The organism is Arthrobacter sp. Cr_A7 (assembly GCF_029222765.1).
Lineage (GTDB): Bacteria > Actinomycetota > Actinomycetes > Actinomycetales > Micrococcaceae > Arthrobacter.
On record NZ_JARHXQ010000163.1, the window covers coordinates 23,336 to 36,395 of the forward strand.

General features: G+C 63.6%; 9 protein-coding genes and 1 pseudogene. 4 read left to right on the plus strand and 6 right to left on the minus strand.

Annotated features, from left to right (window positions below):
• Nucleotides 1-251 precede the first annotated feature (251 nt).
• Nucleotides 252-500: a WhiB family transcriptional regulator gene (locus tag P2Q66_RS10230; RefSeq protein ID WP_015937605.1), complete on the plus strand. Its 249-nt coding sequence runs from the start codon at nucleotides 252-254 to the stop codon at nucleotides 498-500.
• A gap of 111 nt (nucleotides 501-611) precedes the next feature.
• On the opposite strand, the gene P2Q66_RS10235 is transcribed toward P2Q66_RS10230, so the two are convergent.
• Genes P2Q66_RS10235 through P2Q66_RS10250 form a run of 4 tightly spaced genes read right to left on the minus strand, consistent with a single transcriptional unit; the run spans nucleotide 612 to nucleotide 8,966 of the window.
• Entirely contained in the window at nucleotides 612-2,078 is a 1,467-nt protein-coding gene (locus P2Q66_RS10235) for a PAS domain-containing sensor histidine kinase (RefSeq protein WP_079597248.1), read from the minus strand.
• Nucleotides 2,079-2,106: 28 nt separating this feature from the next.
• On the minus strand, nucleotides 2,107-6,960 hold the full coding sequence (locus P2Q66_RS10240) for an NAD-glutamate dehydrogenase (protein ID WP_275727757.1): 4,854 nt from the start codon (nucleotides 6,958-6,960) through the stop codon (nucleotides 2,107-2,109).
• Nucleotides 6,961-7,017: 57 nt separating this feature from the next.
• A complete protein-coding gene (locus tag P2Q66_RS10245) occupies nucleotides 7,018-8,325 on the minus strand; it encodes a P-loop NTPase (protein ID WP_275727759.1) in 1,308 nt (435 codons plus the stop codon).
• Nucleotides 8,322-8,966 carry a hypothetical protein gene (locus P2Q66_RS10250; RefSeq protein WP_275727762.1) on the minus strand — a complete coding sequence of 215 codons (645 nt, stop codon included), beginning with the start codon at nucleotides 8,964-8,966 and terminating at the stop codon, nucleotides 8,322-8,324. The genes P2Q66_RS10245 and P2Q66_RS10250 overlap by 4 nt, the downstream gene beginning before the upstream one ends.
• 148 nt (nucleotides 8,967-9,114) lie before the next feature.
• On the opposite strand from P2Q66_RS10250, the gene P2Q66_RS10255 reads away from it, so the two are divergent.
• Nucleotides 9,115-9,330 (plus strand): helix-turn-helix domain-containing protein, encoded by a 216-nt coding sequence (locus P2Q66_RS10255; protein WP_009356834.1) that lies wholly within the window; start codon nucleotides 9,115-9,117, stop codon nucleotides 9,328-9,330.
• A gap of 51 nt (nucleotides 9,331-9,381) precedes the next feature.
• On the opposite strand, the gene P2Q66_RS10260 is transcribed toward P2Q66_RS10255, so the two are convergent.
• Nucleotides 9,382-9,999 carry a hypothetical protein gene (locus tag P2Q66_RS10260; protein ID WP_345795627.1) on the minus strand — a complete coding sequence of 206 codons (618 nt, stop codon included), beginning with the start codon at nucleotides 9,997-9,999 and terminating at the stop codon, nucleotides 9,382-9,384.
• Nucleotides 10,000-10,090: 91 nt separating this feature from the next.
• On the opposite strand from P2Q66_RS10260, the gene P2Q66_RS10265 reads away from it, so the two are divergent.
• Together P2Q66_RS10265 and P2Q66_RS10270 are read left to right on the plus strand one after the other, a co-directional pair.
• On the plus strand, nucleotides 10,091-11,077 hold the full coding sequence (locus P2Q66_RS10265) for a hypothetical protein (protein ID WP_275727766.1): 987 nt from the start codon (nucleotides 10,091-10,093) through the stop codon (nucleotides 11,075-11,077).
• Between the two features lie 63 nt (nucleotides 11,078-11,140).
• Nucleotides 11,141-11,647 carry an Rv3235 family protein gene (locus tag P2Q66_RS10270; RefSeq protein WP_275727769.1) on the plus strand — a complete coding sequence of 169 codons (507 nt, stop codon included), beginning with the start codon at nucleotides 11,141-11,143 and terminating at the stop codon, nucleotides 11,645-11,647.
• 87 nt (nucleotides 11,648-11,734) lie between these two features.
• On the opposite strand, the pseudogene P2Q66_RS10275 reads toward P2Q66_RS10270, so the two are convergent.
• Nucleotides 11,735-13,060: pseudogene (locus P2Q66_RS10275) on the minus strand (preprotein translocase subunit SecA); the annotation flags it as partial.

Consider the following 13,060-nt stretch of genomic DNA (forward strand, 5'->3'; position numbering starts at 1 on the left):
TTTACCGGGGGTCTTGACACACTGGCACCCTACCGGACATAGTCGGACAGTGGTGAGGGCCAGTGCCGCCAGTGTGATGTATCGCTCAGCGTTACGGGGATATCAAGCGTTATTACCCCTTGTTTACACAGCGTTAACATGACAGGCTTGATTCAGATGACCAACGGGGCCCTGCCGGGCCCTTTTCCTTTGTAGCTCCTAGTGAATAATTTCACAAAGAGCACTTCCCAGAAATGGAGCAACTGATCAGCATGGATTGGCGTAACCGCGCAGCGTGCCTCGAGAAGGACCCGGAACTGTTCTTCCCCGTCGGGAATACAGGGCCCGCCCTCCTCCAGATCGAGGAAGCCAAAAGTGTATGCCGCCGGTGCCCGGTAGTGGACACCTGCCTGCAGTGGGCTCTCGAGTCAGGCCAGGATGCCGGCGTCTGGGGCGGCATGAGCGAAGATGAGCGCCGCGCCCTGAAGCGCCGTGCAGCCCGCGCCCGCCGCGCTTCCTGATCGCCCAAAACGCAGAAAGCCCCGGCCGCAACCTGAGAGGTTGCGACCGGGGCTTTTCCCTTTAACCCTTGGGCTCAGCCAGAAGTGTGGCAATGGCCGCGGAGCCGCCCGCTACTTGCCTGCCAGGCTGAGCCGGATCTGTACCGCCGTGCCGCCGCCGTCACGGGGCTTCCACTGGATTGTCCCCCCAAGTTCACTCGTGACAAGGGTCCGCACGATCTGCAGGCCAAGCCCTTCAACGTGGGGGGTGTCGGGCAGCCCCACGCCGTCGTCGGCAATGGTCACTGTCAGTTCTTCACCCTCGTCTGCCTCCGACCGGTCAGCGATAAGCGACACGGTTCCGGCCCTGCCCTCAAGCCCGTGCTCCACGGCATTGGTGACCAGTTCATTGATGACGAGTGCCAGCGGCGTGGCCAGGTCACTGGGCAGCTCTCCAAAGGTCCCGGACCTTTCAGTCCTTACCTGCTGGGAGGGCGAGGCAACCTCGGCGGACAGCCGGAACTGGCGTCCGATCAGCTCGTCGAAATCAACGCTCTGCGTCAAGCCCTGCGACAGGGTCTCATGGACGAGGGCGATGGTGGCAACGCGTCGCATCGCCTGTTCCAGTCCCTGCTTGGCTTCTTCGCTCACCATGCGGCGGGACTGCATCCGGAGCAGCGCCGCAACGGTCTGGAGGTTGTTCTTCACCCGGTGGTGGATTTCCCGGATAGTGGCATCCTTGGTGACCAGCTCCATTTCACGCCGCCGCAGTTCAGAGACGTCGCGGCAAAGGACCAGCGCGCCAAAGCGCTGCTGCTCGTCACGAAGCGGGATAGCGCGCAGCGACAGGCTGACGCCCCTGGACTCAATTTCACTGCGCCACGGCATGCGGCCAGTAACCACTAAAGGCAGCGTCTCGTCCACCATGCGCCGGTCCTTCAGCAGGCTGGCAGTCACCTCAGCGAGCGACCGGCCCTCCAGTGACTCCCCATCCCCCAGGCGCCGGAATGCCGAGACACCGTTGGGGCTCGCGTATTGCACTATGCCTTCGGCATCGAGCCGTATCAGCCCGTCTCCCACACGCGGCGCGCCCCGCCGCGACCCGGTGGGCGAGGCAAAGTCCGGCCACAGCCCAAGCGTCCCCATGCGCAGGAGGTCATAGGCACACTGGCGGTAGGTCAGCTCAAGGCGGGACGGCATGCGGGAACTGGACAGGTCCATATGCGTGGTGACCACGGCAAGCGTCCGGCCATTACGGACCATGGGTACGGCCTCAACACGGAGGGCCATGTCGCTGCTCCAGTTGGTTTCGCTGGAACGCTCAATGGAGCGGCTGTTCCATGCCTTGTCCACGAGCGGCTGCAGGTCCGACCGGATTCCCTCGCCCACGAAGTCGCCGTGGAAGACCGTGTGCGTGGTGGAAGGCCTGACGTGTGCCAGCGCAACGTACCCATGGTCCGGGTGGGGGAACCACAGCGCCAGGTCGGCGAACGCCAGGTCCGCAACCATCTGCCAGTCCCCCACCAAAAGGTGCAGCCATTCGGCATCACCAGGCCCGAAATCAGCGTGTTCCCTGATGGGGTCCGTAAAGATTGCCACTGCACCTCCAATTACGACGCCGTACTTGCTAGCGCCGGACGATTGACCTCAAGAGCCTCAATGCTACCGACAGGGATGCCATATCGTCGGTTTCAAGCGAATTGACCTCATCGAACATGCTCTTCGCCCGGCCCAGCTGCTCCGCATTCTGGGCCTCCCAATCCTTCAGCCGGGCTTCCGGCGAATCAGCCGCCGTGGTGGCGTCAAGCACCGCCGTCGTTATATCCGAAACCGTGGAGTACAGGTCATCGCGGAGGGCTGCCCGGGCCAAAGCCTGCCACCGGTCCTGCCGCGGCAGGCTGCTGATCCGCTCAAGGAGGGAATCAGCGTGGAAGCGGTTGAAGACCGTGTAGTAAACGGCCGCAATCTCCTCCACAGGGTCCTTCCGGACCCGGGCGATCTTGGCAATGTCCAAAAGGACGAAACTCTCGAAAAGTTCTGCCCAGCGCAGGGCGAGTCCTTCCGGAAGTTCCCACTCACGCGCCGTTTCCAGCCAGCCTGCCACGCGAGCCCGGTCGTCGCCGCGCAGGTAGTCCAGAAGCCGTGCGCGCATCGGGTCCATCAGGGGCTTGAACTCGGACACCACATCCGCAATGGGCCGCGAAACAGTGCCCTGAGTCAGGAGCCACCGGACCGCGCGGTCAAGCAGCCGGCGGACATCGAGGTGCACAGTGCTCCAGTGCTCGGTCGGGAACGACGCCGGCAGGCTGTTGAGCTCCCCCACCATGGTGTCCAGCTCGTAAATCTCCCGCAGGGCCACGAATGCCTTGGCCACAGCCACCTCACTCGCCGACGTTTCCTCCATGACACGGAACGCGAAGGTGATACCGCCGAGGTTGATCATGTCGTTGGCCACCACGGTGGCGATGATCTCGCGGCGCAGCGGGTGGGTATCCAGTTCCGCGTCGAAGCGCTCGCGCAGCTGCTGCGGGAAGTAGTCCCGCAGAGTCTTCCTGAACCAGGGGTCATCAGCAAGGTCGCTGTCGCGCAGCGCGGACGTCAGTTCGATCTTGGCGTAGGCGGCCAGCACCGACAGCTCGGGCGAGGTCAAACCCTGCCCCTGCTGCAGCCGCTCCCGCAGCACTTCGGTTGAAGGCAGCGCTTCGAGCTCCCGGTTCAGGTCGGCTGACTTCTCCAGCCAGTCCATCAGCCGCTCATAGCTGGGGCTCCACTCGGCTACCTTTGTCCGGTCGTTGAGCAGCAGGATGTTCTGGTCGATGTTGTCTTCGAGCACCAGACGACCCACCTCATCGGTCATCGATGCGAGGAACCCGGCCCGTTCTTCCGCCGAAAGCTTTCCGGCGGCCACCATCCGGTCGACGAAGATCTTGATGTTGACCTCATGGTCGGAGCAGTCGACGCCGGCTGAGTTGTCAATGGCGTCCGTGTTCAGGATGACACCCTGAAGCGCCGCTTCAATACGGCCGCGTTGCGTCATGCCGAGGTTCCCGCCTTCACCCACCACCTTCACGCGCAGATCCCGGCCGTCAACGCGGATGGCGTCGTTGGCCTTATCCCCCACGGAGGCGTTCGATTCGATGCTGGCCTTGACGTAGGTTCCGATGCCGCCGTTGTACAGGAGGTCGGCAGGGGCGAGGAGGATCGCCCGCAGCAGCTCAGGCGGGCTGAGTTCCGTCGTCTCTGCAGGAAGCCCCAGGGACGTCCGCACCTGCGGTGACACCGGTATTGACTTGGCCTGCCGGGCAAAGACCCCGCCGCCCTCGCTGATCAGGGACTTGTCGTAGTCATCCCAGGAAGACCTCGGCAGCTCAAACAACCGCTGCCGCTCCACGAACGACGCCTCCTCATCGGGGTTGGGGTCGAGGAAGACGTGCCGGTGGTCGAAGGCCGCGACGAGGCGGATATGCCTGGAGAGGAGCATGCCGTTGCCGAATACATCGCCTGACATATCTCCGACGCCCACCACCGTGAACGGTTGCGTTTGCGTATCCAAATCGAGTTCGCTGAAGTGCCGCTTTACTGATTCCCAGGCACCCCGCGCCGTGATGCCCATCGCCTTGTGGTCATAACCCACGGATCCGCCGGAAGCGAAGGCATCGCCCAGCCAGAAGCCGTATTCGGCGGACAGTCCGTTGGCGATGTCGGAGAAGGTCGCGGTTCCCTTATCCGCGGCCACTACCAGGTAGGAATCATCGTCGTCGTGCCTGACAAGGTTCGACGGCGGGACCAGCCGTTCGCTGTCGCCTTCCGTCACGAGGTTGTCGGTCAGGTCAAGCAGGCCGCGGATAAACGTCTTGTAGCTTTCGACGCCCTCAGCCATCCACGCGGAACGGTCCACTGCGGGGTCCGGAAGGCGCTTGGCGAAGAAACCACCCTTCGCTCCGGTCGGCACGATGACCGCGTTCTTGACGGTCTGCGCCTTGACGAGGCCAAGGACTTCGGTGCGGAAGTCCTCCCGGCGGTCCGACCATCGCAGTCCACCACGGGCCACCTTGCCGAACCGAAGGTGGACACCTTCGACCCGGGGAGAGTAGACCCAGATCTCGAACATCGGACGCGGGAAGGGCAGGCCCTCGATCCTGGCCGGGTCGAGTTTGAAACTCAGGTGTGGCTTGTTCTGGTAGTAGTTGGTCCGGAGCGTCGCTTCGATCAGGTTAACGAACGTGCGCAGGACCCTGTCGGCGTCGAGCGTGGCGACCTTCTCAATCGAAGCCGCCAAGTCCTGCCGCACGGACTCCTGCGCGGCCAGCCGCTCGTCGTCGCTCAGGGCAGGATCAAAGCGGGCCGCGAAGAGGGCGCTCAGGCCCCTGGTGACGTCCGCATTCGCAAGCAGGGTGTCGGCCATGAAACCGAAGGAGTTGCTATTTCCCATCTGGCGCATGTACCGCGCGTAGGCCCGGAGCACGGTAATTTGCCGCCACTGCAGGCCTTCCCGGAGGACGAGCCGGTCGAACGCGTCCGATTCAGCTGCGCCTGTCACCGCTGCACCGAATGAATCGGCAAGCAGCTCGCCGGTGGAAACCGGATCCACACCCGCGGGGTATTTCAGCCCGAGATCGTACAGGAAGAAGTCTCGGCGGTCCGCTGTCTCAATTTCGAAGGGCCGCTCGTCCAGTACCTCCAGCCCCAGGTTATGGAAGAAGGGCAGAATCTGGCTGAGGCTTTTCGGCTCCAGCATGTACAGCTTCACGCGCGCATCTTCCTCGAGCGTTGCGCCTGCACCTTCCGGGAGGTAAACGTGGACGCCGGGCCGCTCCTGGCGTGCGCCTACCGCCCGTTCCGCCGCCGCCCCGTACTTCTCGAAGCGCGCAATGTCCTCCAGGGCGTCTTCCACCTCGTAGTCCACGCGGTAGCCCGCGGGGAATGCTTCGGCCCAGATAGCGGCCAGTTCCTTGGCTTCCACCGGGTCCCGGCCCTCGCGCAGGACCTCGGCGATGCCTTCGCTCCAGGAACGGGCGGCACGGACAAGCCGCTTCTCCAGTTCCTCGGTGTTGACGTGGCTGAAGTCGGCATTCTTCGGCAGACGGATGCGGAAGAACAACCGGGCCAGTGCCGACTCCGTCATGCGTGCCTCATAGTCAATGGACACCGCCTGGAACGTCTCGCGAAGTTCCTGCTCGATACGAAGCCGCACGTTGGTGGTGTAGCGGTCCCTGGGAAGGTAGACGACGGCTGACATAAAACGGCCGTAGATGTCCGGCCGGAGGAAGAGCCTGGTCCGGCGCCGCTCCTGCAGTTTCTGGATGCCAAGGGCGGTGGCGGCCAGATCGGGGACTTCGATCTGGAACAACTCATCACGGGGGTATGTTTCCAAAATTCCCAGCAGGTCCTTGCCGGAGTGGGAATCGGGCGGGAAACCAGCGCTTCGGAGTACGGCGTCCACTTTTTCCCGGACAATCGGAATGTTGCGGACCGATCCGGTATAGGCGCTCGTGGCAAAGAGTCCGATGAAGCGGCGCTCACCGTTGACGTTGCCGGCAGCGTCAAAACTTTTGACCCCGATGTAGTCGAGGTAGGCCGAGCGGTGGACCGTGGAACGCGAGTTCGCCTTCGTGATGACCAGTGCCCGCTTTTCCCGCGCCTTTTTCCGGCCGGTGTCGGTCAGGTGCTGGATATGCGGCGAGTCGGCGACCGCCCGCAGGAGGCCCAGCCCGCTGTCTTCGCGGAGTTCCAGGACATCTTCGCCATCCACGTTCACCAGGTCGTATTCCCGGTATCCAAGGAAAGTGAAGTTCCCGTCATCCAGCCAGCGCAGGAGGTCCTTCGCCTGCCGCAGCTCCGCAATCTGTGCCGGGTTTGCTACCTGGTCAAGGCTCTCGGAGATCTGCCGGGCCTTCTGGCGCATTTTCGGCCAATCCTCGACGGCGGCGCGGACGTCATTGAGGACACGCTTAAGTCCCTCAAGCAGGGAATCCTTCGCGTCGTCAGAGATGCGGTTGATTTCGACGGCGATCCAGGACTCCATGTGCGAGGCATGCTCGCCCTGCGCAATGAGGTGGGACAGGCTGGGCATTGCCGCGGTGTCACCGCTGGAAATTCCAATGTGCGCGGGAACCCGGTTGATTTTGACCAGCTCGCCGCTTTCCCTGTCGCGGGTGGCAACGAAGAGCGGGTGAACCACAAGTTTGATGGCGGCGTGCTGACGGACGAGTTCTGCGTTGACTGAGTCAACCAGGAACGGCATGTCGTCCGTGACCACGAAGACCACGCTGCTGTCTTCCTCATCCACAACGCTGATTTTCGCCTGGCCGGGCTGCCGCACTGTTGCGACCTCACGGTGGTTGCCCGCCCGTGCCACCAGCACTTCCCGGGGGTAGCTCCTGGCATCCTCCTCGGCCAAATGCTGGTAGTAGTCCCCAATAAAGCCTTCCAGGCCTTCAATCGAAAGGGGCTGATCCTCCACGCTGGATCCAGACGACATCGACACACGCCTCCATCACAAGATATTTGCTGCACCATTGCAGCTCTTATGGCGAGCCTAGCCCTTTGACCTGCGCCCTGCTGTGGAAGAAAAGACAGAGGATTTCACTTTTTGCTGGTCAGGTGCACAAACAAGACTGCGAACTGCACGGCGCAACGCAGACTCGGGAGCAATTTCCAACAACAGCGAGCCCGCAAGCAGGGCTGCATCCGCAGCTGCCGGGTCGTACGGCAGGAAGGTTTCGATGCCGGAGGCAGGACCGTATCTTTCCCAGGCATCCTGCAACTGCCGCTCCGGACTCCGTCCCACCGACGAAGCACGAACCTTGTTCATGACCACCAACGGGGACGCCTGGGGAACGGCGGCTTCCAACTCAGCGAGGCCACGTACCAGGCGGGGAACTCCCACAGGGTCGGCGGCCCCGACCGCGTAGATGGTGTCGGCAAGCTCAAGCGGACGCAGCGTGGCGGCATTCCGGCGTGGCGCCATAGTGTCGAAGCTCAATTCTTCATCTGCTTCCAGGCAAAACCCGGTATCAACAACAATGACGTCGGCGATTTGCCGTGCCCGCTCCAGGACAAGGGCAAGGGCGGGCGCCCGGAGCTCGGTCCACCGGTCCGCGCGGGTAATGCCGGTGAGGACTGTGAACGTCCCCGACTTCGTAGCCACCGGGGTTGCAACTTTTTGAAGGGCGGAAGCATCCAGGGCGCCCTGGTCCGCCAGCCGGCATGCCTGCGCAAGGCCGGCTGATTCATCCAGCAGACCGAGAACGGCGGCTATGCTGGCGCCATAACTGTCCGCATCAACGAGGAGAACCTGTTTTCCGTCGGCCGCCATCTCGCCGGCGATGTTGGCCGCAACGGTTGTACGTCCCGGCGATCCAACCGGCCCCCAGACCGCAATGATTCTTCCCGCACCTGGCCCGTCCGGGACCGCCGCCGGCTCCGCCTGGACCGTGCCCAGGGCAGCACCTGTGTCAGCAAGCGAACTCCAGGTCGCCGAACGACGACCTGCCCCCGTCAATTGCTCCACCGCATCCGCGATCCGGTCGGACAGTTCGGCGGACTCCACCCCGGTCAGCGCAGAGGCCACCCCAATTTTTCGCAGCCGTGCTGCTTCGTCGGCGTTGTCCGTCAACGCGATAATGGCCACTCCCACCGCTCCCAGCCTGTCAACCAGGGAGGCTGTCAGCCCCTCGGAGCCATCAGCCACGACGGCGGCCCGGGCAAGTCCGCTTTGGCACGCCGCTAAGAGCTCCGGCAGTTCCGCGCACCTCCTGACGACAGTGACAGGACCATGCAGCCGTTCAAGTCCGCCCACCAGATCCTCCCGGCTCTGGCCAACGGTGACTACCGGAATGTTCATCGGGAGCCGCCGCCCGGATTCCAGACAACCGAAATCTTTGCTTCGTTGGCCTGGGCGCCGAGCAAGGCAGGCATTTGGCTGTCCTCCACGAGGACCATCAGGACGGTGGTCTTAGTGGATCCCAAAGCCGTGGAACCAGCTGTCACTTCCGCGATTTCAGCGCCGGAAAGGAGAAGCTTGGGTTCACTGTAACCATTTTTGGCGTCGGGCTGTGCAACCCAGACGTCCACCCTGGCGCCCTCGACTGCCTGCGACGGAAGCGTTTCGTCAATGGTCAGCGCCACCGGTTTGCGGTCCAGCTGGTCCACTTCCCCAAGGCTCGCCCGGGGTACCAGCTGGTCCTTGGCGATCCGCTGTACGGCAACCACGCCCTCGGGCAGGCCGGACTCCACAGGAATGTAATGTTGCTCGGTTTCGCCGAGGCGCACTTTAGCCCGGACCACGTTCTCGCCGGTCAAGGCCTCGCCCACGCCGATGCCGTCCCGCGCCGCGTAAACCTCCGTGGTCCGGTCCGCACTGTTGACCAGGAAGACGACGCCGGCAACGGAGACCAGGACCAGGAGAATGCCCATCAGCAGGCGCGGGTCCCGCCAGGATGGACGCTTGAGGCGTGCCGCCGTGGCAGACGAATCAGGAACCATTCCGCTTCTCCCCCTATTTGCGCCGGCGCACTGTGGCCGGACAATTTATTGTTGCGGCAAGGGAGCTGGAACGAAAGCCCATAAAGCAAACAAGGCCAATCTGTGGATAACAGCAGCAAAACGGCTCATCTGATGGCAAAATGAATGCATGCCCAGGTTTCTTACGCTCGCGGATGTCGCAGAGCAGCTCCAGATCAATTCGCCTGCCGCTTATGCACTGGTGCGAAGCGGGGAGCTCAAGGCTATCCAGGTCGGTGGCCGGGGGCAGTGGCGGGTCGAAGAGAAAATGCTGGAGCAGTACATTGAGGAACGCTATGCCGAGGCCAGCCGGATGATCCAGGAGTCCAAATCACGGTCCGTCTGACCATTCCACTTGCGCCCTAATTTCGGGCAGCGCGGCTGAAAGTCCTCGCCGCTAGATGTCATGGGTCCGCCGCGACCTTACAGCCGCCAATGCCGGAAACGGGACGGTAGAAACCTGGCTGACCTGGCTACTGCGGCGGGCCTCCCCGGCAGCAACAACCGCCAGGTCAATGAAGTCCTTCCCCACCCTGTCGATGACTCCCTCCATACGGACACTGCCGGCACCGTTTCCCAGTGTGACCGAAAGTTCCGTGCGGTCCCTGGCAAGGGCGCGTAAGGAATGCGCGAGTCCTATCGCACGGCGCACCGGCGAAGCCTCGGGTTGGGACCACCTCCCCAGACCCACGTAGCGGAGCGCCGCAGCGTAAGGAATGAGAACCTGGTGGTGGTCTTCGTCCAGCACCATTGCGTCCGCACCGGCATGGGACAGCGTGCCGTGAAATACCTCCCCACAGGCAAGATGGACACCCAGGCGGCAGCCGAGAGCTCCGCGGAGCCTGTCCGCGAATTCTACATTCACCATGTCGATTCTGGTGCGCTCGTTGATCTCAGCATCGAGAGACAGCCTGTCCGCTTCCGCGAACTGGCTTTCCATGTCGTTAAAGAGGGAATCCCAGCGCATCCGGTCAGCGTAGGACTCCACCGCGGGCTGGTCAACCCGGATTTTCATTCTCTCCACCGTCTAGACAAGAGCAGCAAGACGAGCGCAAACTGAAGCAGACATAAGCAAACTACATCAAACTGCATCAAAGAGGCTTGAAATGCGTAATCGTAAAGACACGGGGATCGGTGCTGACGCCACCGCAGCGGCGGGCCTGCTGGTGTTGGCCTTCACGCTGGTCCTTGTTGGAGCAGGACTTCTTGGCCAGTGGCAGGACTCGGCCGCCCGCCACCAGCGCCCTGAGGTGGAGGACGTGCTGGGCGCCGCCGCGGCCGCTGCCGGGGCAGTCCTCCTGCTCTGGTGGTTTGCGTCCCTTGCATGTGCTGCTGCCGGCGTGCTGCTGGAGAAACTCGGCAAGGCCAGGGCAGCCGCAGTGACCCGAAAAATGTCGCCCGCTTTTATGCAGCGCTTGGTTGTTGCAGCGGTTTCCCTTCAGCTTTTGTCCGGCGGTGTTGCCGCACACGCCGCAGTTCCGGCACCGGGTCCACAGTGGACTCCGACGCAAGGCCAGGAGTCCTCTGCGCCGGCGGCCTCGGGACCGGACCGGGCCGCGCCGGCAACGGGCGAACAGGAAGCAGCTCCGCCTCCGGACAACGCCAGTAAGCCCTCCGTGCCTGCAAGCCCAGGCAGTGAACCCGGTGCGGCCGTGCCCGTGACCGGTGGCTCCGGGCCGCAACCAACGTCCGACCCTTCGCCGGCCCCTCTCCCTCCCGCCGCAGACCAGCTCCCGGTAAACAACCAGGCCCCGGTACCCGGGCAAACTGAGCCCATACTTCCGGCTCCATCAACAATTCAACCGCGCTGGCAACCATCGGCTCCGATCGTTGAGCCCGGGTTGCTGACCGCACCTGACGTGCGCAGTGACGCCGGCATCCATCAGGGGATAGGCCGGTACAGCGGGCCGGTAGCCGTCCTTGCCGGAGACAGTCTGTGGGACATCGTAGCGGATCAGTTGGGGCCCGGTGCCTCGGACGTGGACATAGCTCTTGAGTGGCCGCGGTGGTACGAAGCCAACAAGACCCTCCTTGGCCAGAACCCGGACGTACTTCTTCCCGGGCAAATCCTGGTGCCTCCTACGCCCGCGTAGCCACCCGCATCACCACCGGCGGGCATCCGGCCTTCCGGGCACAACCATAAAAAGGGGAAACCAATGTCTGCAGTGACGCCAATCCGGGCAGCCCAGGAGGGCTCCGACAGGGAAACCGGAAGAGACCGGGAGGCCGCCACACTTCGGAACCCGGCGCTGGACCAGGGGCGGGCAGGCCTATATCGCCCAGGAACCCAGCCCCCGCTGCGGTCCGTCGACGAGACTGCCGAACTGCGCGCGATCACCCGCGGCACCGTGCAGGCAGCCATGGAGGTGCTGGCCGGAATCCGGCCTATCCACCAGCTGGCACGGCGGCTCGATCCACGATGCCTGGGGAATCTGCAGCACCGGGCGTCCCTGATCAGGCGGGAGCTCACCCGTACGGGGAATCCCGCACTGGCCCGGCTGCACAGGAATTCCACGGTCCGCTCAGTCCGTGTCTGCGCGGTGGCGGATGGCATCTACGAAGCCAGCGCCGTTGTGGTGGACGACGTCCGTGCCCGTGCCGTCGCCATCAGGCTGGAGCGCAGCAAGCATGTCTGGAGGGTGACTGAACTTGTCATCGGCTGACCCACGCAAAGAGGCAGGGCCGGGAAAGTGCTTCCCGCCCTGCCTCTGGCTGCTTTCCGTGCGGCTGACTGGTTTAAGGCGCCGCCGTCAGCGCCGCTTCTTCTTGGCCGAACGCCTGGCCGCATCCTGGGCTGCCGCCTTGGCCGGATTTCCCGAACGTCCCGACTGCCTGGTCTCCACGCGGGTCTGGGTCTCGCCGCTTTCGCTGGGAGCGGTGTACTGCAGCTGGGCAGGCCTTTCCGGCGCTTCCAGGCCGGCCGCGCGGACCTGGGGCTCCACGTGCTCCGTGTGCCCGCCGGCAGCATCGGGTACCACCACGTCCTGGGCAGGGGTGACTTCCACTTCCAGGTTGAACAGGAACCCCACGCTTTCCTCGCGGATGGCCTCCATCATGCCCTGGAACAGGACGAAGCCCTCACGCTGGTATTCCACGAGCGGATCGCGCTGGGCCATGGCCCGCAGCCCGATTCCTTCCTTAAGATAGTCCATCTCATAGAGGTGTTCCTGCCATTTGCGTCCAATCACGGACAGGACCACACGGCGCTCCAGCTCGCGCATGCTTTCCGAACCGATGGCTTCCTCCCGCGCCTGGTACACCAGGCGGGCATCGGACAGCAGCTCTTCCTTGAGGAACTCAACGGTCAACCGTGATTTGCCGCCCGCCTCTTCAATGATGTCCTCGGCGGTGACGCTTACCGGGTAGAGCGTCTTCAGGTTGGTCCACAGCTGGTTGAAGTCCCAATCGTCGCCGTTACCCTCCGCGGTTGCGTCATCGATCAGCGCCGAGATGGTGTCCTCCACGAAGAACTGCACCTTTTCGTGCAGGTCGTCACCTTCCAGGATCCGCCGCCGGTCACTGTAGATGGCCTCGCGCTGGCGGTTCAGGACGTCGTCGTACTTCAGCACGTTCTTCCGCTGCTCGGCATTCCGGCCTTCCACCTGTCCCTGGGCGGAAGCGATAGCGCGCGAGACCAGTTTGGACTCCAGCGCAACGTCGTCCGGAACCGAGCTGTTCATCAGGCGTTCGGCGGCACCGGAGTTAAAAAGCCGCATAAGGTCATCAGTCAGCGACAGGTAGAAGCGGGACTCCCCGGGGTCGCCCTGGCGTCCGGAACGGCCGCGGAGCTGGTTGTCGATCCGGCGGGATTCGTGCCGTTCGGTTCCCAGGACGTAAAGGCCGCCCAGGTTCAGAACTTCCTCGTGTTCGTCCTTAACCGACTGCTTGGCTGCGTCGAGGGCTGCGGGCCAGGCGGACTCGTACTCCTCGGAGTTCTCCTCGGGATCCAGCCCCCGCTTTGCCAGTTCGGCGACGGCGGTGAATTCCGCGTTGCCGCCCAGCATGATGTCGGTACCGCGGCCGGCCATGTTGGTCGCCACGGTGACGGCACCCTTCCGGCCGGCCTGGGCAACGAT

Bases quoted from the DNA above. Each gene is read 5' to 3' on its own strand.
- P2Q66_RS10230 (WP_015937605.1), top strand. From the start codon at position 252: ATGGATTGGCGTAACCGCGCAGCGTGCCTCGAGAAGGACCCGGAACTG.
- P2Q66_RS10240 (WP_275727757.1), bottom strand. From the start codon at position 6,960: ATGTCGTCTGGATCCAGCGTGGAGGATCAGCCCCTTTCGATTGAAGGC.
- P2Q66_RS10245 (WP_275727759.1), bottom strand. From the start codon at position 8,325: ATGAACATTCCGGTAGTCACCGTTGGCCAGAGCCGGGAGGATCTGGTG.
- P2Q66_RS10250 (WP_275727762.1), bottom strand. From the start codon at position 8,966: ATGGTTCCTGATTCGTCTGCCACGGCGGCACGCCTCAAGCGTCCATCC.
- P2Q66_RS10255 (WP_009356834.1), top strand. From the start codon at position 9,115: ATGCCCAGGTTTCTTACGCTCGCGGATGTCGCAGAGCAGCTCCAGATC.
- P2Q66_RS10260 (WP_345795627.1), bottom strand. From the start codon at position 9,999: ATGAAAATCCGGGTTGACCAGCCCGCGGTGGAGTCCTACGCTGACCGG.
- P2Q66_RS10265 (WP_275727766.1), top strand. From the start codon at position 10,091: ATGCGTAATCGTAAAGACACGGGGATCGGTGCTGACGCCACCGCAGCG.
- P2Q66_RS10270 (WP_275727769.1), top strand. From the start codon at position 11,141: ATGTCTGCAGTGACGCCAATCCGGGCAGCCCAGGAGGGCTCCGACAGG.